Consider the following 20,548-nt stretch of genomic DNA (forward strand, 5'->3'; position numbering starts at 1 on the left):
AGCCGGCTTGCCGGCGAAAGGGCCCGTCCCTCAGGCCTGGATGCCGAGAATGTCGCGGGCCACGGCTTCGGCAATGCGAATTCCGTCGACCCCGGCGGAGAGAATCCCACCGGCATAACCGGCGCCTTCACCGGCCGGGTACAGCCCCTTCACATTCAAGCTCTGCATCGAGGCGTCGCGGGTAATGCGCAGCGGCGATGAGGTGCGGGTCTCGATACCGGTCAGCACCGCGTCATACAGCGAATAGCCCTTGATCTGCCGTTCGAAGGCCGGCAGGGCTTCACGAATGGCCTCGATGGCAAAGTCCGGCAAGGCCAGGGCCAGGTCACCCAGGGTCACGCCGGGCTTGTAGGACGGCTCGACGCTGCCCAGGGCGGTGGTGGGCTTGCCGGCGATAAAGTCGCCCACCAGCTGCGCCGGGGCCTGGTAGTTACTGCCACCCAGGACAAAGGCGTGGGACTCCAGGCGCTCCTGCAACTCGATGCCTGCCAGCGGGCCGCCCGGGTAATCCACTTCCGGGGTGATGCCCACGACGATGCCGGAGTTGGCGTTGCGCTCGTTGCGCGAGTACTGGCTCATGCCATTGGTCACCACCCGGTTCGGCTCGGAGGTCGCCGCCACCACGGTACCGCCCGGGCACATGCAGAAGCTGTAGACCGAACGGCCGTTCTTGGCGTGGTGCACCAGCTTGTAGTCGGCGGCGCCGAGTTTCGGGTGGCCGGCGTACTTGCCCAGGCGCGCGCTGTCGATCAGCGATTGCGGGTGCTCGATACGAAAGCCCACCGAGAACGGCTTGGCTTCCATGTACACGCCGCGGCTATGGAGCATGCGGAAGGTGTCGCGGGCGCTGTGGCCCAGGGCCAGGATCACGTGCCGCGAATGCAGTTGTTCGCCGCTGGCCAGTTCCACACCTTGCAGTTGACCGTCTTCGATCAGCACGTCGGTAACCCGCTGCTCGAAGCGCACTTCACCGCCCAGGGCGATGATCTGCTGGCGCATGTTTTCCACCACGCCGGTGAGGCGGAAGGTGCCGATGTGCGGCTTGCTGACGTAGAGGATCTCGTCCGGCGCACCGGCCTTGACGAACTCGTGGAGCACCTTGCGGCCGTGGTGTTGCGGGTCCTTGATCTGGCTGTAGAGCTTGCCGTCGGAGAAGGTCCCGGCGCCGCCTTCGCCAAATTGCACGTTGGACTCGGGGTTGAGCACGCTCTTGCGCCACAGGCCCCAGGTGTCCTTGGTGCGCTGGCGCACTTCCTTGCCACGCTCGAGGACGATCGGCTTGAAGCCCATCTGCGCCAGCAAGAGGCCGGCGAAGATCCCGCAGGGGCCGAAGCCCACCACGATCGGCCGCTGGCTGAGGTCGGCCGGAGCCTGGCCCACCACCTTGTAGCTGACATCCGGCGCCGGGTTGACGTTACGGTCGTCGGCGAACTTGAGCAGCAGCGGCGCTTCGTCGCGCACGCTGAGGTCGATGGTGTAGATGAAGCACAGCTCGGAAGACTTCTTGCGCGCATCGTAGCTGCGCTTGAACAAGGTGAAATCGAGCAGCTCATCGCTGGCGATCCCCAGGCGCTGCACGATGGCGGCGCGCAGGTCTTCATCGGGATGGTCGATCGGCAACTTGAGTTCGGTGATTCGTAACATGACAGGATCCGGGGTAGGCGGTGCGCAACAGTGCGCCGGCTTGCTTTGCACAAACCGGCGATTATAAGCCGCAAACCACCTTGGCCGTGAGGCTAAAACCGCTGCTCGTCGAATCAGTCGTTGCGCGAGCCGCCGAAATAGCCGCAGCCGCGCTGCACCTGGCCGTCCACCCGCAGCTCTGCGCTCAGGTGCTGAACGCTGCCGGTGACGGGGTCGACGCAGCGTTGCGGGGCCACCCACAGCTCCACGCGCTGGTGATTGGCTTCACTGGTGAGGTTGAAACGGCCATCCCCCAGCTGTTCTTCCAGATAAGGCAGGGCCAGGGTCGGCTGGCCGGCGCGTTCGATCATCATGCCCTTGGCGCTGACATCGACGTTCCACGCCGGGTTCTTGCTACCGGCCCGCAGGATCAGGCGCTGGAAGTTCGGATCGCTGCACGCGCTGGCGGAGCGCTCGACGCGGTACAGCTGGCGCAGGTCCAGCTGGCCGTCGCTGCTGGCACTGGCGGAGAACTTGCCCCGCAGGTCGGCAAACAGCTTGCCCTGCTTCTCGGCCAGGGTTGCCGCTTCCTGCAGCACACTGGTGTTGCCGCCATCGTTGACCACATAACGGCGGTCTTCGGTGCAGGGTTTGAACAGCAGCTTGCCATCGGCGGCACTGAGTTCACCCTGCATCCGGGTCAACCCGGCCATGGACGGCGCCTGGGGCTGTTGGTTGAACATCGGCAGCATCTGGCAGCCGGCAAACAGCGGCAACAGGGCGAAACAAAGCAGGGAACGGGCGGTGCGCATCATTGGGCCTCCAGGCGGAAGTCCGACACGTTACGCAGCCCGCCCGGCCACCACAACCCCGGATTGAACGCAGCAGCGCCATCCACTGTAGTCGCCGGCTTGCCGGCGAAGAGGCCCAGGAGCCTTGTGTGGTTCGGGAGGACGCCTGCGCTGGCGAGCCAGCTCCTGCACAAGCCGGCTTTTGCACAAACGGGCTTAGCCGACGCGATAGGTCTGGCCGGTCTGCAGGCCTTCCACGCTCTTGGCGTAGGCCAGGGCCACGTCGGCCGCCGGCACCGGCTTGAAACCGCGGAAGTAGGGCGCGTAGCTGTCCATGGCTTCGAGCAGCACGTTGGGGCTGATGGAGTTGACCCGCAGGCCCCGGGGCAGCTCGATGGCAGCGGCCCGCACGAAGCTGTCGATGGCGCCGTTGACCAGGGCGGCCGAGGCGCCGCTGCGGATCGGGTCATGGCTCAGTACGCCGGTGGTGAAGGTGAAGGAGGCGCCGTCGTTGGCGTACTCGCGGCCGATCAGCAGCAGGTTGACCTGGCCCATCAGCTTGTCCTCGAGGCCCAGGCTGAAGTGCTCGGCAGTCATTTCCCCCAGCGGCGCGAAGGTCACGTTACCGGCGGCGCATACCAGCGCATCGAAGCGCCCGGTCTTTTCGAACAGCGCGCGGATCGACTGGCTGTCGCTGATATCCACCTGGAAATCACCGCTGGTACGGCCGATGCGCACCACTTCGTGACGTTGTTCCAGCTCCCGCGCGACCGCCGAACCAATGGTGCCATTGGCACCGATCAAGAGAATCTTCATGGGCTGTTCCTCGAAAAGGGGGTGAGGTTGCAGTCTAGAGTGGTTTTTTCCATGGATTAACGCACTAATAGGCAACCTTTGGTTTTCAAATGGAAACAATCCGTGAGCGAGATGGATGACCTGGCGGCATTTGCGGTGCTGGTGGAAGCCGGCAGCTTTACCCAGGCGGCTCAGCAGTTGGGGTGCAGCAAGGGCCAGCTCTCCAAACGCATCAGCGCCCTGGAAGCCCGCTACGCCGTGGTACTGCTGCAACGCACCACCCGACGTCTGGACCTGACCGCCGCCGGGGCGGCGCTTCTGCCTCAGGCCCAGGCGCTGGTAGTCCAAGTGGAGCGGGCCCATCAGGCCCTGGCCCGGCTCAAGGACGATATGGCCGGCCCGGTGCGCCTGACGGTTCCGGTGTCCCTGGGAGAGACTTTTTTCGATGGCCTGCTGCTGGAGTTCTCCCGGCACTATCCCCAGGTGCAGATCGAGCTGGACCTGAACAACAGCTACCGCGACCTGACCCGGGAGGGTTTCGATCTGGCCGTGCGCTCGGAGGTGGCCAACGACCAGCGCCTGGTGGCCCGGCCGCTGTTGGCCTGGCATGAAATGACCTGCGCCAGCCCGGCCTACCTGGAGCAATACGGCGAGCCGCGCACGCCTCAGGAGCTGGCCGGGCATCGCTGCCTGCTCAATAGCCATTACAGCGGTCGGGAAGAGTGGTTGTACCACCAGCGCCATGAACTGTTGCGGGTGCGGGTCAGCGGCCCCTTCGCCAGCAACCACTACAACCTCCTGAAGAAGGCTGCCCTGGTGGGCGCGGGGATCGCCCGGCTACCGTCCTATGTGCTGCACAGCGAACTGGCGGACGGCCGCCTGTGCTGGCTGTTGCGGGACTACCAGACCCGCAGCATGCCGATGTACCTGGTGCACTCCTATCAGGGCGGCCTGCCCAAGCGTACCCAGGTGCTGGCCGATTACCTGATGGACTGGTTTCGTCGCAGCGGTGAGGCGCTGGATCGTTTGTAGCTTCCTCCGGCTTTACCGTCGTTTGTGAACTTGATGGGCCTGCGGCCCTGTTCGCAGCCTGCGGCAGCGGCTACAGAGGACGGTGGCGAAAATGCCGGGCCAGCAGGTGGTCGAGGGACAACACGCCCGGGCCGCGGGCCATCAACAGCAGGAAGATCGCCGCCCAGGTGCCGTGGGTCGGGTAGGCGTCCGGGTAGACGAAGAGCTGGATGGTCAGGGTCATCCCCAGCAACGCCAGGGCGGAAAAGCGCGTGGCCAGGCCCAGCAGGATCAGCATCGGGAAAAAATGCTCGGCAAAGGCCGCCAGGTGCGCCGCCACTTCCGGCGTCAACAGGGGCACGTGGTACTCGCTCTTGAACAGGGGAATGGTCGAGTCCGCCAGGCGCGGCCAGCCCAGCTGGAAGGTGCCATCGACCAGGTCGATGGCCAGCCCCTCGACCTTGGTCTGTCCGGATTTCCAGAACACCGCGGCAATGGAAAAACGCGCGATAAAGGCGATCAGGCTGTAGGGAATGCGCTCAAACCCTTGAATGATCCGATTCACCAGTCCGGCAATGGGCGTTTCTGTCTGGGTGTTCATGGTCAGGCCTTCTTCTGGGGTTGCAGGTCGATAAGAGCGCCGTGGCCGAGCAGCAGGCCCAGGCACTGGCCCAGGTCGAAGTCGGCCTGGGCGTCCAGGGCATGGGCCGCGGCGATTTCCAGCGGCCAGTGGTTGCGTAGGGCTTCAATGAAGGTCATGGCGCCGGTATCCACGGCGATCACCTCGACCTCCAGGGCGTTGCGCAGCACCAGGGCGTTCTGCCCCTGCTGCAGGTCGAAAGCCGGCCAGGGCTGATCGCTCTGGTGCGCCGCCCACAGGCTCACTACGGCGTAGCCGGAGTGCAGGGTGCGCAGTGACGGATGCAGGAGCAGTTGCGCCTGGCCGAGGCGGTCGGGCTGGTTCATCGCCGCCAGTAGCCGTGACGGCTCCATGGGGCGGGCGTCGGCGGCGTGGTAGGCCTCGACCCGCAGCCGCTCAAGGCGGGCCATGTCGGCCAGGTAGGGCAGGCCGGCGGCCGGCCCGAAGCCCTGGATAAAGTCGCCCAGGTCCCGGCCATAGTCGTTGAGCAGAGGGCTGGCGGGGGCGAAGTCCCGGATGTAGAGCGCGGCCATGGCGTTGAAAAACTCGCGACCAACCAATTGCATGACGACCGGGTATGACTCGGCCAGGGCGTTGCTCAACGAGGCCTGCACATTGTTGCGATAGACCGCGAAGCGGCTGGCCGGATCGGCGCCGTTGCTGCTGGACAGCCCCTGTGGGCAGCCCGGTTCGGCGCTCAGCAGGGCCCTGGCGAATTCCCCCTGGCTGCTCATGGCTGCACCTGGGCGCCGAGCAACAGCGCTTCTGCCTGGCTGGCCTCGGCCATCAGGGTGGCAAAGGCCGGCAGGTGGTTGTCGCGCTCGATCAGGGTGGCCATCGGGCCGATGAGCCCCAGCACCTCCTGGTACAGGGCCCAGACCGCAGCGTCGACCGGGGCACCGTGATCGTCGATCAACAGACGGTCACCGAGGCTGTCCCGGTCTTCGGCGAACCCGGCCAGATGAATCTCGCCCACCGCCTGCAGCGGCAGTGCTTGCAGGTAGGCCAGGGGATCGCGCTGGTGATTGATGCACGACACATAGAGGTTGTTGACGTCCAGCAGCAGGCCGCAGCCGCTGCGCTGGACCACTTCGCGGATGAAGTCGGTCTCGTCCAGGGTCGAGCGTTGGAATTGCAGGTAGGTGGCCGGATTTTCCAGCAGCATGGTTCGTCCCAGATGGTTCTGCACCTGGTCGATGTGCTCGCAGACCCGGCGCAAGGTGGGCCCGTCGTAGGCCAGGGGCAGCAGGTCGTTGAGGAACACCGGGCCGTGGCTGGACCAGGCCAGGTGTTCGGAAAAGGACTGGGGCTGATAGCGTTCGATCAAGCCGGCCAGCCGCTCCAGGTGGGCCTGGTCCAGGGGGCCTTCGCCACCGATGGACAGGCCGACACCGTGCAGCGACAGCGGGTAGCGTTCGCGGATCAGGCCCAGGTAATGGTGGAAAGGGCCGCCCGCCACCATGTAGTTCTCCGCATGCACCTCGAAGAAACCGATGTCGGGCTGCTCTTCCAGCACGTGTTTGAAATGCTCGGTCTTGAGCCCCAGCCCGGCGCGGGGCGGCAGGCTGGAGGCGCGCGCCTGAATGTCGTGGCCAGGGTGGTGCAGCGGGGCGGTGTTCATCGTCGACACTCAGGCAGGCGCAGGATCAGGACTTGGCTTTGAAGGCTTCGAGCTGGCCGAAACCGGTAGGCGAGGTACTGCTGGCGGTTTTCTCGCAGCTGCCCTTGGGTACCAGCTTCCAGGCGTTGGCCTGGTCGTTGACCTTGGAGGTCCCGGCGCAGGTGGTGCCGGCGCCCGCGGCGCAATCGTTCTTGCCCTTCATGGCCACGCCGAAGCACTTTTCCATGTCGTCCGCGGCATGGGCGGTGGTGGGCAGGGCGGCGACGCTGAGGGCAGAGCCCAGGGCCAGGACCAGGGCAGTGGCGGACAGGGTACGAGTGTTGCTCATGATGTTTCTCCAGTGCGGTTGGGGTAAGGAAGCATCTGTGCTTGCTTACCCCTCTAGAGAAGGCTCATGGGGATTCGTTACAGCCCGGGGCAGTTTTTTATCCCGGAATAAAAAAAACGGCCCCGAAGGGCCGTTTTCAGTGACGCAGGTGCTTAGCCGCCCAGGTAGGCTTCACGCACCTTCGGATCGGTCAGCAGCGATTCACCGGTGCCTTGCATCACCACCCGGCCGTTCTCCAGCACATAGGCACGGTCGGCGATCTTCAGCGCCTGGTTGGCGTTCTGCTCTACCAGGAACACCGTCACGCCGTCGCGGCGCAGCTGTTCGATGATGTCGAAGATCTGCTGGATGATGATCGGCGCCAGGCCCAGGGACGGTTCGTCCAGGAGCAGCAGCTTGGGCTTGCTCATCAGCGCACGGCCGATGGCGAGCATCTGCTGTTCACCGCCGGACATGGTGCCGCCGCGCTGGGTGAAGCGCTCCTTGAGCCGCGGGAACAGCTCCAGGACTTTGTCCATCTGCTCCTGGTAGTCGCCCTTGTCGGTGAAGAAGCCGCCCATGGCGAGGTTCTCTTCCACGGTCAGGCGGGCGAATACCCGGCGGCCTTCCGGCACCACGGCAATGCTCTTGCGCATGATCTGCGCCGAGCTTTGCCCCACCAGTTCTTCACCCAGGTAACGGATGCTGCCGCTGTGGGCCTGGGGCGAGCCGCAGAGGGTCATCAGCAGGGTGGACTTGCCGGCACCGTTGGCGCCGATCAGGGTGACGATCTCGCCCTGGCGGATCTCGACGTTGACGCTGTGCAACGCCTGGATCTTGCCGTAGAAGGTGGAAACGTTTTCGAACTGCAGCATTTACGCTTCCCCCAGGTAGGCTTTGATCACTTCGGGATTGTCGCGGATCTGTTCCGGCGTGCCGTCGGCCAGGGGCGTGCCCTGGTTGATCACCACGATATGGTCGGAAATGCTCATGACCAGTTTCATGTCGTGTTCGATCAGCAGCACGGTGACGTTGTGCTCTTCGCGCAGCACGCTGATCAGCGCTTTGAGGTCCTCGGTTTCCTTGGGGTTGAGGCCGGCGGCTGGCTCGTCGAGCATGAGGATCCGCGGGCGGGTCATCATGCAGCGGGCGATTTCCAGGCGCCGTTGCTGACCATAGGCCAGGGTGCCGGCGGGGCGGTTGGCAAACTCCCGCAGGTTGACCTTGTCCAGCCAGTAGCCGGCGTACTCCATGGCCTCGCGCTCGCTCTTGCGAAACGCCGGGGTCTTGAACAGCCCGGAGAGGAAGTTGGTGTTCAGGTGCCGGTGCTGGGCGATCAACAGGTTCTCGACCGCGGTCATGTCCTTGAACAGCCGCACGTTCTGGAAGGTACGCACCACGCCCTTGCGGGCGATCTTGTGCCCCGGCAGGCCTTCGATCGGCTCGCCGTCCAGGAGGATGCTGCCGGCGCTGGGCTGGTAGAAACCGGTCAGGCAGTTGAACACCGTGGTCTTGCCGGCACCGTTCGGGCCGATCAATGCCACCACTTGTTTTTCCTTGACGGTCAGGGCCACGCCGTTGACCGCCAGCAGGCCGCCGAAGCGCATCGACAGGCCGGTTACTTTGAGGATCTCACGGCTCATTTGCGCAGCTCCATGTGAGGACGTTGCATGGGCAGCAGACCTTGAGGACGCCAGATCATCATCAGCACCATCATGGCGCCGAACATCAACATCCGGTATTCGCTGAATTCACGCATCATTTCAGGCAAGAGGATCATCACGATCGCCGCCAGGATCACACCCAGCTGCGAGCCCATGCCACCCAGTACGACGATGGCGAGGATGATCGCCGACTCGATGAAGGTGAAGGATTCCGGGGTCACCAGGCCTTGGCGCGCGGCGAAGAAGCTGCCGGCGAAACCGGCGAACGCGGCGCCCAGGGTAAAGGCCGAGAGCTTGATCACGGTGGGGTTCAGGCCCAGGGCACGGCAGGCGATCTCGTCTTCACGCAAGGCTTCCCAGGCACGGCCGATGGGCATGCGCAGCAGGCGATTGATGACGAACAGCGCCGCCAGTGCCAGCAGCAGGGCCACCAGGTAGAGGAAGATCACCTTGTTGATCGAGTTGTACTGCAGGCCGAAGAACTCGTGGAAGGTCTGCATGCCTTCTGCTGCCTTGCGCTCGAAGGTCAGGCCGAAGAAGGTCGGCTTCTCGATGTTGCTGATGCCGTTGGGGCCGCCGGTGAGATCGGTCATGTTGCGCAGCAGCAGACGGATGATCTCGCCAAAGCCCAGGGTCACGATTGCCAGGTAGTCACCCCGCAGGCGCAGCACCGGGAAGCCCAGCAGGAAGCCGAAAGTGGCCGCCATCAGGCCGGCGATCGGCAGGCAGATCCAGAAGCTCAGGCCGAAGTAGTGCGACAGCAGCGCATAGCTGTAGGCGCCGACGGCGTAGAAACCCACGTAACCCAGGTCCAGCAGGCCGGCCAGGCCGACCACGATGTTCAGGCCCAGGCCCAGCATCACGTAGATCAGGATCAGCGTGGCAATGTCCACCGCCCCGCGGGAGCCGAAGAACGGCCAGACCAGGGCGCCAAGGATCAACGCCAGGATGATCCAGCGCTGGGTGCTGGGCAGGGTCAGGAAGTTGCTGGCCTTGGCCGGGATCAACGGCATGCTGGGAGAGGACTTCCAGGCGGCGCTGATCTGGCTATGGAACAGCACCCGCAGGAACATCAGCACCGAGCACACCGCGATGGTGGCAAGAATGGTCGGGCTGGTGTTGTGGACTTCCAGGTTGATGCCGACGATGGTCAGTTTCAGGCCCAGCACCGGGTAGGCGACAGCCCAGACCAACAAGGCGCTGAACAGCGCCGATTTAAGATTCCTAGTCATACTTTCTCAACCTCCGGACGGCCCAGAATGCCGGTCGGACGGAACAACAGCACCAGAACCAACAGGCCGAACGCCACGACGTCCTTGTACTGGTCGCCGAACACGTCGGCACCAAAGGCTTCGGCCACCCCCAGCACCAGCCCGCCGAGCATCGCGCCCGGAATGCTGCCGATGCCGCCCAAGACCGCTGCGGTGAAGGCCTTGAGGCCCACCAGGAAACCGGCGTTGGGGTTGATCACACCGTATTGCATGCTCAGCAGCACGGCGGCGATGGCCGCCAGCGCGGCGCCGATCACGAAGGTCAGGGCGATGATGTTGTTGGTATTGATCCCCAGGAGGTTGGCCATCTTGATGTCCTCGGCACAGGCGCGGCAGGCGCGACCCAGGCGAGAACGGGAGATGAACAGCGTCAGGCCGAGCATGGCGATGAGGGTCACCACGAATACCACGATCTGCATGTAGGAAATCAGCACTTCATGTGCGCCGCCCGGCCCGATGGAGAAGTTGCCCGGGATCAGGTTGGGAATGGATTTGTCCTTGGAGTCCTGCGCCAGCAGAACGGTGTTCTGCAGGAAGATCGACATGCCGATGGCGGAGATCAGCGGGATCAGGCGGTTACTACCCCGCAAGGGGCGGTAGGCGATCCGTTCGATGCTGTAGCCGTAGGCACTGGTGACGACGATGCTCGCGATGAAGGCTGCGGTCATCAAGAGCGGGACGCTGTCGAGTCCCATCATGGCCAGCCCGGCGATGGCGATGAACGCCACGTAGGAACCGATCATGTACACCTCGCCGTGGGCGAAGTTGATCATTCCAATGATGCCGTAAACCATCGTATAGCCGATGGCGATCAGGGCATACGTGCTGCCAACGGTGAGACCGTTAACCAGCTGTTGGAAAAAGTGATAGATGTCAGGCATTACAACGCTCCTAAAAACCTGATACGCATTTCACTGGTGGAGTCATTTTCCCGCCCAGGCCCCGTGGATCTGCACCCACTTCGGGCTGGGTTTTGCCAGCGAACCGCTGATGACGGTTTTGAGATTTTCAGGTGGGCGGGATTCCGGATCACGGAACACAGGCCCATACATTCGTAAAACAAAGCCCACGGCACGCCGTGGGCTTTATTGGCAGTCAGTCAGGCCGCGCCTTACTGAGGGGAAACTTCGGTTTTAGGTTTGCCGAAGTGCCACTCGTAGACCACGAACTTGAAGTCTTTCAAGTCGCCCTTGGCGTCGAAGCTCAGGTCGCCGGTAGGGGTTTTGAAGGTGCCGGCGTGGATGGCTTCAGCCACCTTGGCCGCGTCTTCGCTCTTGGCGTTGGTGATGGCGCCGGCGATGACTTCAACTGCGGAGTAGGAAGGGAATACGAAAGGACCGCTCGGGTCTTCTTTCTTGGCCTTGAACGCGTCAGCCAGGGCCACGTTGGCCGGGTCCTGGTCGAAGGATTTAGGCAGGGTGACCAGCAGGCCTTCGGAAGCATCCTTGGCGATCTGCGAAATGGAGTCGTTACCCACGCCTTCCGGGCCCATGAACTTGGCCTTCAGGCCTTTTTCCTGGGATTGGCGCAGGATCAGGCCCAGCTCAGGGTGGTAGCCGCCGTAGTAGACGAAGTCGACGTTGGCCTGCTTGAGCTTGGCGATCAGCGAAGAGAAGTCCTTGTCGCCGGCGTTGATGCCTTCGAATACGGCGACCTTGGTGCCTTTCTTCTCCAGGGTCTGCTTCACGGCGGTGGCGATGCCTTCACCGTACTGCTGCTTGTCGTGGAGCACGGCAACCACTTTGGGTTTCACGTGGTCGGCGATGTAGTTACCGGCGGCAGGGCCCTGGGCGCTGTCCAGGCCAATGGTGCGGAACACCATCTTGTAACCACGGGCGGTGATGTCCGGGCTGGTGGCAGCCGGGGTGATCATGATCACGCCTTCGTCTTCGTAGATGTCGGAAGCAGGTTGAGTGGAGCTGGAGCACAGGTGGCCGACCACGTACTTGACGCCATCGTTGACCACTTTGTTGGCGACTGCCACGGCTTGCTTGGGATCACAGGCATCGTCGTATTCAACGGCTTCGAGCTTCTTGCCGTTGACGCCGCCTTTGGCGTTGATCTGTTCGATGGCCATTTTCGCGCCACTGAACTGCATGTCGCCGTATTGGGCTACAGGGCCGGTCTTGGGGCCGGCGATACCGATCTTGATGGTGTCAGCTGCGAACGAATGGCTGGCAACCCCGGCCAGGACCATAGCGGCAAACAGTTTGGAAATCTGCTTAGTAGCCTTATTCATAGTGCTCCACTCTTACTGTTGTAATTTTTATAGTTCCGGCGGCCTTGGTCGCAGAACCGAATCAGATATTTCGTGAATACCCGTCGGAAAATGCCCCTGGCAACTGTACCGGTACAGTGTAGAGCGCCGGTTGTTCGCTTGAAAAGCTGGCTGCTGGGGGCAAAAACGCGGGGTGTCGCTTAATTGAAAGAAAAAGACAGATTTGCGGCGTGGCTTGCGCCCGGTTCGGCGTCAGTCCCTGGCGCTTCTGAGCTTCTCGATCGGTGTCGCGCTTGCTTCTGGGTTTTTCTGCCAGAGCCCCGACGTTATGATTGCGCCGATTTCATTTCTGGACAGTCCCATGACTCAAGAACCTAGCACCCTCTATGCCAAGCTGCTTGGTGAGACCGCATCTATCAGCTGGAAGGAACTGGAGCCGTTCTTCGCCAAGGGTGCCCTATTGTGGGTCGAGGCTGACCTGGATCTGATCGAGGCGGCCCAGGCCGTGGCCGAGAACCAGGCAGAAAAAGTGGCGGCCTGGCTGGCCGAAGGAAAGGTCGAGAAACTGTCTGCGACGCGGGCATCCGATCTACTGGAACGTGATCCGACGCTGTGGGCGGTGGTGGTTTCACCCTGGATCCTGATCCAGGAAAGGGCATCGCGCTAAGAGCGTGCACCGATAAGGGGCGGGTTTTTGTCGGACAAAAGTGTGTAGCCGAGTAACCGTGAATCCAGTGATGGCACCTTGCCGTAGAGAAAGGCCCCACGGGCTTTTCCCTCAGGGTGACGTTCACGGAAGGGGAACAGTTTCAAGCCCAGCCGACGAGCTGCTTAATTGTTTCGCGATGTGAGCAAATTGACCATTCGCCAGCGAGCCGGCTCCCACAGGACAGGAGGTTTTTCCCTGCCGTGCAGGAGCCGGCTGGCCGGCGAAGCCCTTCTTAATACGCGGTCTTGCCCGTGTGACTGTTGAGCGAGATGACGCGGGTCTTGCCGATACGGTGGCGGTAGATTTCCCGCAGGTACTTGATGGCCTTCTTCACGCAATCCCGGGACAGGCGGATGTCGTTGATCGAGACGAACTTGTCCTTGTCGTTGATCAGCTCGCGGTACTTCTTCTCGTACATCGGCTTGATCGCATACCAGTTGGTGTCGAGGATCTTCGCCGGGTTCTCGAATTCGTTGAGCAGATCGTCGATGCGGTCTTCATCGAACTGGTCACTGACGATGAAATCCAGCACCGAGTTGTCCAGGGTGTCGTCGAAACGGTATGGATTGCGTGCAAAGCAACGCTTGATAAAGGCCACGATCAGGGTCAGGAAGTCGTCCGACAGGCACGGGCTCTTGGCGATCAGGGTGGTCAGCGACAGGTTGGCCGAAGCGCCGATCACCAGCGCGTAGCGCTTGAGGGTGGTGTTGGGGAACAGGCTGTTGAGGTGGGTCTTGAGCCGGTTCAGGTCCATGTAGGACAGCTTGTAGTCCTTGGGCAGGGACACGATCGACACCACCGACGAGCAGTTCTTGAAGAAGTGCAGGTCATGCAGCGCCGCGGCGTCATAACCCGAAGCCTTGTATTGCTCCAGGGCCGCGCGGTAGCGCTTGGACTCGATCGGCAGCAGGCTGATGCCCTCGATGGCCTGGGTCACCTTGTTGAAGTGCGGCAGGTCGATGGAGCGGAAGAACAGGTCGTCGATGTTCAGGCGCTGCGGCTCTTTTTCGAACACCTTGAACTTGTCGCCGGTGGGCACCGGCTGCTCCGGCACCACGGACTCGGCGTAGGCGATCGCCACCGGGCCCGCCAGGCTCATGAACAGGTCGTTGGCGTCCAGGCGGATGGTCTCGCCGATGTCGATGCCGGCACGACGGAAGTAGTTCTGGTCGTAGTCGGTGGTCACTGCCTGAGCGGTGAGGATGTTGAAGATCTGCTGGGAGATGTACTGGTTGGCGTGCTTCTCCATGGCGTTGACGTCGATGTTCTGGATGTTGCCGTCATCGCTTTCTTCGGCGTAGCGCATGATGTCGTTGGAGATCAGCATCATCGCGTTCCAGGGGCGGATCCGTCCCATGACGCTGGCTTCGCTGCTGTCTTCATTGTCGAAGTTGTAGGAGAAGTCCCACTCTTCCGAAAGGTATTTGCACAGCAAGCGGCCGGCGTTGATGTGCAGCGCCTCGGACATTTCGCTGCGATGGTCCGAAATGTTCGGGAGCACGCAGATGCCACTGGTGAAGATCGGCTCGAAGACGAAGGAGTGCCCGCTCTTGCTGTCGTGCTCGTCCATCGGCTTGGTGTCGAAGGTCTTGTTCATGTACGAGTACTGCTGGGCCAGGCCGAATTCCGAGGCCATGCCCGAGCCGGTGCCGCCGCCGGCACTGAAGATCGAGAAGTACAGGCGCGACTGGTTGGCCTTGATCCCGCAGGAGTCGATCAGGTACGAGTGGATCATCTTCCAGTCGGGGCTGGAGAAGCGCTGGGTGTCCTTGTTGAGGATGATCTTGGCCAGGTACTGGCCGAGGATTGGCGCGTTACCGGCGCCACCGGCGTGGACTTCCGAGAGGTCCATGATCTTCATCTTGCTGTAATCGCGGATGAAGCCGCTTTTCTCGCCCTTGCGCGAGAAACGGATGCGCCCGGCGATGTCCTTGTCCAGGTCGCCGAGCATCACCAAAGGCTCCACCAGGAATACCGGTTTGCTGGCCTTGTTCTGGCCCAGGCGCAGGTTCTGGCGGATCCACTGGCCGGGGCTGTAGCCGCCTTCGTAGGCCTTGTCTTCGTTATTGAATTCGTTGAGGTAGAACTTGCGGGCGTTGTACACCAGTTCGGCCACATCCAGGGCGATGTTGGAGCCGCAGCGGCCCAGGCCGATCAGGCAGACCGACGGAAATTCCTGGTCGCGGCGGTTGTCCGGCTCGCCTTCCAGGTGCGGTGGCCGCGGGAACACCGTGTCGCGCAGACCGTCGAGGTTGTCGAGGATGCGGTCGGTATTGGTTTCGGTGAAATACAGGTACTGCTGAGTCGACAGGGGGCGTGAACTGGACAATGGCTTCGGGTCTGAGGGGCTAGTTGTGGGGGAGGTCAGCGTCATCTCGGAGACTGCGTTGGCAGGTTTGTTTTTAGAAGTCATTGTGCGCCATATGCCTGGTCAGGTTGGCTCGTGGACGAGGTGTCGTCGAACCATCACGGAATGGGACCTCGTCGCTGCGTGGAGCGCGAATTTTGCCCAAGGCGTCAGGGTTTTTTCTGAGCGACGCTCGGGGGAATCCTTTCCTGAATCATGATGAATCGGCCAGTATTCGGTGATCTTTAATCAAATGAGGGCAATATGATGTCAGCGTTACCTTCACTCGGCTTTGCCGGAATCGGCCTGATGGGCTTGCCGATGTGCCGCCGGCTGCTGGCGGCGGGCTATCCGCTGACGGTGTGGAACCGCAACCCGGAAAAATGCGCGCCCCTGGTGGCTGCCGGGGCGCGACAAGTTGCCACGCCGGCGCAGCTGTGCGCCGATGCCGACCTGATGCTGATGTGCCTGGCCAATACCGAGGTGGTGCGCGAGGTGGTGTTTGGCCCCCAGGGTATCGCCCAGGGCGCCCGGGCCGGTCAGCTGCTGCTGGACCTGTCCAGCCTGGAACCCACGGCTACCCGGGAAATGGCCGCCGAACTGGCCGCAAGCCGCGGCGTGGCCTGGGTCGATGCGCCGGTGTCCGGCGGTACCCCGGGCGCCGAGGCCGGCAGCCTGGCCATCATGGTTGGCGGTGAGGCGACGGACGTCGAGCGGGTGCGGCCAGTGCTGCTGACCCTGGGGCAGCGGGTCACGCACATGGGGGCGGTGGGCGCCGGGCAGGTGACCAAGGCCTGCAACCAGATGATCGTCGCCTGCAACGCCCTGGTGATCGCCGAGGTGGTGGCCCTGGCCGAGCGCTCGGGGGTGGATGCGCGGCTGATCGCCGAGGCCCTGGCCGGTGGCTTTGCCGACTCGAAACCTTTGCAGATCCTGGCCCCGCAAATGGCTGAAAGCCGGTTCGAGCCGGTGAAGTGGCATGTGCGCACCCTGCTCAAGGACCTGGATGGAGCGGTGAAGTTTTCCCGCGAACAAGGCTCGGCGACGCCGATCAGCGGATTAGCTGCGCAGTTGATGCGTCTGCATGGTGGGCAGGGCTATCTGGAAAAAGATCCAGCGACCCTGGTTCGCCTTTATCGGGACCCGGCGCCCGCGGATTGATCGGCGCGGCGTGGCGCTGGTCGAGCTCCTCCAGCACCCCGCGCAACTCCCGCAGCGGCACCGGATGGCTGAGCAGGTAGCCCTGCAGGTAGTCGCAGCCATGGTGCTGGAGAAACGCTTGCTGTTCCGGGGTTTCGACCCCTTCGGTGACCACCTGCAGGTGCAGGGTGTGGGCCATGATGATGATCGCCTGGACGATCTCCATGTCCTGGGTCGACTTGGGGATGTCCTGGATGAACGAGCGATCGATCTTCAGGGTGTTCAGGGGCAAGCGCTTGAGATAGGCCAGGGATGAGTAGCCGGTGCCGAAGTCGTCGATCGACAGCGACACCCCCAGCCCGCGGATCTGCTTGAGCAGCGCCAGGGTGCTGGCAATATTGCCCATCAGGGCGTTTTCCGTGACTTCCAGCTCCAGCCGCTGCGGCGCCACCTGGGCCTGGCGCAGGGCGCTTTCGATCTCCCCGGCGAGCTCTTCGCGGGTCAGGTTCAGGGCCGAGCAGTTGACCGCGATCTTCAGTTCGCCACAGCCATGGCGCGACAGGTAGGCCAGGTCCGAGCAGGCCTTGCGCAGCACCCAGTTGTCCAGCTCGGCGATCATGCCGTTGGCTTCGGCAATGGAGATGAAGCGATCCGGGGTCAGCAGCCCATGTTGCGGGTGCTGCCAGCGGATCAGGGCTTCGAGCTTGGTGACCCTGCCGCTCTTGAGGTCGTAGATAGGTTGGTAATACAGCAGCAGGCCCTGGTCGTCGCGCAGGGCGTTGCGCAATTCCTCTTCCAGTTGCAGTTCCAGGGTGGCCCGGGTCTTGAGGTGGGAGTTGAAGAAATGCAGGCTGTTGCGTCCGCAATCCTTGGATTGATACAGGGCCAGGTCGGCGTTCTTGAGCAACTCCTCGCAGGTCTTGCCGTCATCGGGGAAGACGCTGATGCCAATGCTGGTGGTCATCACCATGCGCCGCCCTCCCAGTTCGATCGGCTCCTTCATTTTCTGCATGATGCGCTGGGCCATCTGCCGGGCTTCTTCGCGGTCGTACAGATTGATGAGGATGCAGAACTCGTCGCCGCCCAGGCGTGCCACCACGTCTTCATGGCTGCGGGTGGAGCTCTTGATGTGCCCGGCGATGACTTTCAGCAACTCGTCCCCGGCATCGTGGCCGAGGCTGTCATTGATGCGCTTGAAGTGGTCGATGTCGAGGAACATCACCGCCAGCATGCCGCCAAAGGTGGTTTTCTCGATGAGCTTTTCGGCGAACAGCTGGTTGAAGCCGCGGCGGTTGATCAGGTTGGTCAGGGCGTCGTAGTGGGCCACCTGCTGCAGGGAAACCCGGGCCTGGTCCAGTTGCGAAAGCAGGGCATTGACCCGCCGCAGGTCCCGCTCCTTGTGTTGCAGCTTCTTGTCGGCCAGGGCCGCGCTGATGCCGCTGCCGATGATCAAGAGCACGATCGCGCTCAGGGTCAGGCCTAGTTGCAGATGCCCGTCGGATGTGGCGGGGGCGGGCAGGCTGCCGGCGGGCAGCACCAGGGTCATGGCCCAGATGCCGGTGAAGTGCATGAGCACGATGGCAGCGCCCAGCACCAGGCTGCTGGCGTACTTGAGCAACTGGTGGAACATGCCGCTGCCTTCGCGCAGGTGACGGGACAGCAGCAGCGCCGCCAGGCTGCAGGCGATCGCCACCAGCACCGACAGCGCCATCAGTAAGGGGTCGTAGTACAGGCTGGCGCTGCTGCGCATGGCCGCCATGCCGACGTAGTGCATGGCGGCGATGCCCAGGCCGATCCAGATCGAAGCAACGCCATAGCGCCACAGCGGCATGTGCGCGTGGCTCAGGGTGTTCATCGCCAGCCAGGCGGCGACCAGCGCGATCAGGAGCGACAGCAGGGTCAGGGGCAGGTCGTAGTGGATCTGCAGCGGCGCCTCGAACGCCAGCATGGCGATGAAGTGCATGGCCCAGATCCCCCCGGCCAGGCAGCAGGCTCCGACCCAGCGCCACAGGCGCTGGCTGGCCGGTCGTTCGGCATGACTGACACGTTCGGCCATGTCCAGGGTGGCGAAGCTGGCGGCACAGGCTACCAGGTAGGCCAGAAGCACCAGAACCGGGTTGTGGGTGCAATGCAGGACCACTTGCCCGGCCTGAGGAAGCTCGGTAATGAAATGCACGCCCAGCCAGTCCATAGCCTGCCCATCTCTGAGTCATCTGAGGTCGGCGGAGCCGCGCGCCAACGAGTGCTTGGAGTATAGAAGGCACCCGCTGGCTGCAATGGGAGGTGGCACGCTGCTGCTAATGATTTGCTTATGGGCCCTATCGCCAAAGGTGCTAAGCGCTTTCCTCGTACCAGGGCTCGGTGTCCGCCGGTTCCAGGGGGGCCAGGCCGAAGGCGGCGCGGGCGGCGTCGCAGTCGCTGTTGGGCTGGCCGTCGGTCCAGGAAGCCTCGAACTCGCGGCACGGGCTGGAGCGCTGGTCATAGATCGAACAGCTCACACCCTGGCCGACCTCGCCTTCAAGGGCGATGCAGCGCGGGGATTTGCAGTCGGTTCCGAGCATTGCCACCCGGCTGGGGCTGATACTTTGCACCAGCTCGTCGGGGACAGTCCCGCCGGATGAGGCGCATTCGCCCCAGAAAAAAGACACACGAAAGTATGAACAGCAGGCACCGCAATTCAGACACGGACTGGCTTCGGACATTGGCGTATTCGATGGGGGAGGGGTTGATAAGGGGGGCTGGCAAGGCGGCTATTCTAGGCTTCGCATCGGCCTTGGGAAGGGGGGCGCAAGGTATTTTTTCGGCCTTGGCCAAGCCCTTGAAAAGACTGGGAAAGGCCCGGGTAGCGGGGGCTGTGGCGAAGTTCGGGCGGCTTGTTCCGGGGAGCCGCAAGTGCCATCCCCGCGCCTGCCTGCGATGCCTTGGTATCAGGCTGGCGAATGATTACAGACAGCGTGGGTGCGGCTGACTAGATTGCAGCTTCCAGGCCCGCTCGCGTCTGGCCCAATAACAATAAAAGAGATCGATCCATGGATAATTCGACTCAAGCGGCAAATGCCTGGCGCATTCTGTTCCTGTTGTTTTTGGCAAACCTGTTCAACTTCTTCGATCGCACCATCCCCGCCATCATCATCGAGCCGATCCGCATGGAATGGCACCTGAGCGACTTCCAGCTGGGGATCATCGGCACCGCCTTCACCATCGTCTATGCCATTGCCGGCTTGCCCCTGGGGCGCCTGGCCGACACCGGCTCGCGCAGCAAGCTGATGGGCTGGGGGCTGGCGGTGTGGAGCGGGCTCACCGCGGTCAACGGCATGGTCGGCAGCTTCTGGAGCTTTTTGCTGGTGCGCATGGGCGTGGGGATTGGCGAGGCCAGCTACGCCCCGGCCGCCAACTCGCTGATCGGCGACCTGTTCCCCGCTCACCGCCGGGCCCGGGCCATGGGTATCTTCATGCTCGGCCTGCCTCTGGGGCTGGTGCTGGCGTTCTTCACCATCGGTGCCATGGTCAAGGCCTTCGACAGCTGGCGGGCGCCGTTCTTCATTGCGGCGGTACCAGGGCTGGTGCTGGCGGTGTTCATGTTCTTCATCAAGGAACCCAAGCGCGGCGCGGCGGAAACGGTGAAAGTGGCCCAGGTGCGGATTGACCGGCCCATTCGCCGGGTGCTGGCGATACCGACCTTTCTCTGGCTGACTCTGGCCGGGCTGACGTTCAACTTCGCCACCTATGCCTGCAACTCGTTCCTGGTGCCGATGCTGCAGCGCTACTTCCTCATGCCCTTGCAGGAAGCCGCCATGGCCACCGGGCTGATCGTCGGGGTGACCGGCCTGGTGGGCCTGACCCTGGGCGGCTGGATCGCCGACAAGATTCATCAGCGGGTAGCCAATGGTCGTTTGTTGTTCGCGGCCTGCAGCCTGATCATCTCGACCCTCGCCACCGGGTGGGCACTGCATGCCGGGCGGGTGGAGGTCGGGGTGTTCGTCGCGGTATTCAGTGTCGGCTGGCTGTTTGCCTACAACTTCTATACCTGCGTCTATACCGCCCTGCAGGATGTGGTCGAACCGCGCTTGCGCGCCACCGCCATGGCCCTGTTCTTCGCCGGCCTGTACCTATTGGGGGCGGCCTGGGGCCGGTGGTGGTGGGGGCGCTCTCCGACCACTTCGCCCATTCGGCAATGTATGCCGCAGGCGCAGAGCTGATGACCGAGGAGTTCAAGGCCATCGGTCTGCACGACGCGATGTACCTGATTCCCGTGGCCCTGTTCCTGACCCTGCTGTTTCTGTTCCAGGCAGCGCGCTGTTTTGTCCGTGACGCCCAGCGGATGAAAGAGGGGCTGGCCTGTGGGGATGCCGCTGATGCCCCAGCAGAGGTGAGCCTGCCGGCGATCAACGATGGTGCAGTGAGCCGCTAG

General features: G+C 63.0%; 18 protein-coding genes and 1 pseudogene. 4 read left to right on the forward strand and 15 right to left on the reverse strand.

The window, feature by feature from the left end:
* Positions 1-30: 30 nt before the first annotated feature.
* The 3 genes from KI242_RS06820 to KI242_RS06830 all read right to left on the reverse strand — a co-directional run bounded on the left by KI242_RS06820 (position 31) and on the right by KI242_RS06830 (position 3,230).
* Positions 31-1,644: an NAD(P)/FAD-dependent oxidoreductase gene (locus KI242_RS06820; RefSeq protein WP_053149409.1), complete on the reverse strand. Its 1,614-nt coding sequence runs from the start codon at positions 1,642-1,644 to the stop codon at positions 31-33.
* Between the two features lie 113 nt (positions 1,645-1,757).
* Positions 1,758-2,435 carry a membrane protein gene (locus KI242_RS06825; protein ID WP_041120567.1) on the reverse strand — a complete coding sequence of 226 codons (678 nt, stop codon included), beginning with the start codon at positions 2,433-2,435 and terminating at the stop codon, positions 1,758-1,760.
* A 195-nt stretch (positions 2,436-2,630) separates the two neighbouring features.
* Positions 2,631-3,230, reverse strand: a complete 600-nt coding sequence (locus KI242_RS06830; RefSeq protein ID WP_053156663.1) for a short chain dehydrogenase — start codon at positions 3,228-3,230, stop codon at positions 2,631-2,633.
* Between the two features lie 102 nt (positions 3,231-3,332).
* Between KI242_RS06830 and KI242_RS06835 the strand changes: the two genes are divergently transcribed.
* The gene (locus tag KI242_RS06835; protein WP_212806004.1) at positions 3,333-4,241 is read left to right on the forward strand and encodes a LysR family transcriptional regulator; all 909 of its coding nucleotides are present in this window, start codon (positions 3,333-3,335) and stop codon (positions 4,239-4,241) included.
* Positions 4,242-4,311: 70 nt separating this feature from the next.
* Here KI242_RS06835 and KI242_RS06840 read toward each other — a convergent pair whose 3' ends face one another.
* The 9 genes from KI242_RS06840 to KI242_RS06880 all read right to left on the reverse strand — a co-directional run bounded on the left by KI242_RS06840 (position 4,312) and on the right by KI242_RS06880 (position 11,962).
* Complete coding sequence (locus tag KI242_RS06840) at positions 4,312-4,821, reverse strand: DoxX family protein (protein WP_011059634.1); 510 nt, start codon at positions 4,819-4,821, stop codon at positions 4,312-4,314.
* 2 nt (positions 4,822-4,823) lie between these two features.
* Positions 4,824-5,594: a DNA-binding domain-containing protein gene (locus KI242_RS06845; RefSeq protein ID WP_053156669.1), complete on the reverse strand. Its 771-nt coding sequence runs from the start codon at positions 5,592-5,594 to the stop codon at positions 4,824-4,826.
* Complete coding sequence (locus KI242_RS06850) at positions 5,591-6,481, reverse strand: DUF692 domain-containing protein (RefSeq protein WP_053156672.1); 891 nt, start codon at positions 6,479-6,481, stop codon at positions 5,591-5,593. Before KI242_RS06850 ends, KI242_RS06845 begins: the two co-directional genes overlap by 4 nt.
* Before the next feature lie 25 nt (positions 6,482-6,506).
* Entirely contained in the window at positions 6,507-6,812 is a 306-nt protein-coding gene (locus KI242_RS06855; protein ID WP_026020136.1) for a DUF2282 domain-containing protein, read from the reverse strand.
* A 149-nt stretch (positions 6,813-6,961) separates the two neighbouring features.
* A complete protein-coding gene (locus KI242_RS06860; protein ID WP_015634412.1) occupies positions 6,962-7,663 on the reverse strand; it encodes an ABC transporter ATP-binding protein in 702 nt (233 codons plus the stop codon).
* Positions 7,664-8,431, reverse strand: a complete 768-nt coding sequence (gene livG, locus KI242_RS06865; RefSeq protein ID WP_011059639.1) for a high-affinity branched-chain amino acid ABC transporter ATP-binding protein LivG — start codon at positions 8,429-8,431, stop codon at positions 7,664-7,666.
* Positions 8,428-9,684, reverse strand: a complete 1,257-nt coding sequence (locus KI242_RS06870) for a high-affinity branched-chain amino acid ABC transporter permease LivM (RefSeq protein ID WP_011059640.1) — start codon at positions 9,682-9,684, stop codon at positions 8,428-8,430. The genes livG and KI242_RS06870 overlap by 4 nt, the downstream gene beginning before the upstream one ends.
* The gene (gene livH / locus KI242_RS06875; RefSeq protein WP_011059641.1) at positions 9,681-10,604 is read right to left on the reverse strand and encodes a high-affinity branched-chain amino acid ABC transporter permease LivH; all 924 of its coding nucleotides are present in this window, start codon (positions 10,602-10,604) and stop codon (positions 9,681-9,683) included. The genes KI242_RS06870 and livH overlap by 4 nt, the downstream gene beginning before the upstream one ends.
* Positions 10,605-10,834: 230 nt before the next feature.
* Positions 10,835-11,962: a branched-chain amino acid ABC transporter substrate-binding protein gene (locus KI242_RS06880; RefSeq protein WP_011059642.1), complete on the reverse strand. Its 1,128-nt coding sequence runs from the start codon at positions 11,960-11,962 to the stop codon at positions 10,835-10,837.
* 340 nt (positions 11,963-12,302) lie between these two features.
* Between KI242_RS06880 and KI242_RS06885 the strand changes: the two genes are divergently transcribed.
* On the forward strand, positions 12,303-12,608 hold the full coding sequence (locus KI242_RS06885) for a DUF2288 domain-containing protein (RefSeq protein ID WP_041116319.1): 306 nt from the start codon (positions 12,303-12,305) through the stop codon (positions 12,606-12,608).
* 274 nt (positions 12,609-12,882) lie between these two features.
* Here KI242_RS06885 and KI242_RS06890 read toward each other — a convergent pair whose 3' ends face one another.
* A complete protein-coding gene (locus tag KI242_RS06890; RefSeq protein ID WP_011059644.1) occupies positions 12,883-15,063 on the reverse strand; it encodes a hypothetical protein in 2,181 nt (726 codons plus the stop codon).
* A 198-nt stretch (positions 15,064-15,261) separates the two neighbouring features.
* Here KI242_RS06890 and KI242_RS06895 point away from each other — a divergent pair, with 198 nt between their 5' ends.
* Complete coding sequence (locus KI242_RS06895) at positions 15,262-16,158, forward strand: NAD(P)-dependent oxidoreductase (RefSeq protein WP_011059645.1); 897 nt, start codon at positions 15,262-15,264, stop codon at positions 16,156-16,158.
* On the opposite strand, the gene KI242_RS06900 is transcribed toward KI242_RS06895, so the two are convergent.
* Complete coding sequence (locus tag KI242_RS06900) at positions 16,049-18,328, reverse strand: EAL domain-containing protein (RefSeq protein ID WP_053156675.1); 2,280 nt, start codon at positions 18,326-18,328, stop codon at positions 16,049-16,051. The two genes, KI242_RS06895 and KI242_RS06900, sit on opposite strands and share 110 nt — an antisense overlap.
* A 142-nt stretch (positions 18,329-18,470) precedes the next feature.
* Positions 18,471-18,839, reverse strand: coding sequence for a YkgJ family cysteine cluster protein (locus KI242_RS06905; protein WP_015634416.1), 369 nt, complete (start codon positions 18,837-18,839; stop codon positions 18,471-18,473).
* Positions 18,840-19,166: 327 nt separating this feature from the next.
* On the opposite strand from KI242_RS06905, the pseudogene KI242_RS06910 reads away from it, so the two are divergent.
* Positions 19,167-20,548: pseudogene (locus KI242_RS06910) on the forward strand (MFS transporter).

The sequence above is a fragment of the Pseudomonas sp. Eqa60 genome (assembly GCF_018326405.1).
GTDB lineage: Bacteria > Pseudomonadota > Gammaproteobacteria > Pseudomonadales > Pseudomonadaceae > Aquipseudomonas > Aquipseudomonas protegens.

What these genes read in the sequence shown, in the direction of transcription:
- KI242_RS06820 (WP_053149409.1), bottom strand. Translation starts at nt 1,644, where the DNA reads ATGTTACGAATCACCGAACTCAAGTTGCCGATCGACCATCCCGATGAA.
- KI242_RS06825 (WP_041120567.1), bottom strand. Translation starts at nt 2,435, where the DNA reads ATGCGCACCGCCCGTTCCCTGCTTTGTTTCGCCCTGTTGCCGCTGTTT.
- KI242_RS06830 (WP_053156663.1), bottom strand. Translation starts at nt 3,230, where the DNA reads ATGAAGATTCTCTTGATCGGTGCCAATGGCACCATTGGTTCGGCGGTC.
- KI242_RS06840 (WP_011059634.1), bottom strand. Translation starts at nt 4,821, where the DNA reads ATGAACACCCAGACAGAAACGCCCATTGCCGGACTGGTGAATCGGATC.
- KI242_RS06845 (WP_053156669.1), bottom strand. Translation starts at nt 5,594, where the DNA reads ATGAGCAGCCAGGGGGAATTCGCCAGGGCCCTGCTGAGCGCCGAACCG.
- KI242_RS06850 (WP_053156672.1), bottom strand. Translation starts at nt 6,481, where the DNA reads ATGAACACCGCCCCGCTGCACCACCCTGGCCACGACATTCAGGCGCGC.
- KI242_RS06860 (WP_015634412.1), bottom strand. Translation starts at nt 7,663, where the DNA reads ATGCTGCAGTTCGAAAACGTTTCCACCTTCTACGGCAAGATCCAGGCG.
- livG (WP_011059639.1), bottom strand. Translation starts at nt 8,431, where the DNA reads ATGAGCCGTGAGATCCTCAAAGTAACCGGCCTGTCGATGCGCTTCGGC.
- KI242_RS06870 (WP_011059640.1), bottom strand. Translation starts at nt 9,684, where the DNA reads ATGACTAGGAATCTTAAATCGGCGCTGTTCAGCGCCTTGTTGGTCTGG.
- livH (WP_011059641.1), bottom strand. Translation starts at nt 10,604, where the DNA reads ATGCCTGACATCTATCACTTTTTCCAACAGCTGGTTAACGGTCTCACC.
- KI242_RS06880 (WP_011059642.1), bottom strand. Translation starts at nt 11,962, where the DNA reads ATGAATAAGGCTACTAAGCAGATTTCCAAACTGTTTGCCGCTATGGTC.
- KI242_RS06885 (WP_041116319.1), top strand. Translation starts at nt 12,303, where the DNA reads ATGACTCAAGAACCTAGCACCCTCTATGCCAAGCTGCTTGGTGAGACC.
- KI242_RS06890 (WP_011059644.1), bottom strand. Translation starts at nt 15,063, where the DNA reads ATGACTTCTAAAAACAAACCTGCCAACGCAGTCTCCGAGATGACGCTG.
- KI242_RS06895 (WP_011059645.1), top strand. Translation starts at nt 15,262, where the DNA reads ATGATGTCAGCGTTACCTTCACTCGGCTTTGCCGGAATCGGCCTGATG.
- KI242_RS06900 (WP_053156675.1), bottom strand. Translation starts at nt 18,328, where the DNA reads ATGGACTGGCTGGGCGTGCATTTCATTACCGAGCTTCCTCAGGCCGGG.
- KI242_RS06905 (WP_015634416.1), bottom strand. Translation starts at nt 18,839, where the DNA reads ATGTCCGAAGCCAGTCCGTGTCTGAATTGCGGTGCCTGCTGTTCATAC.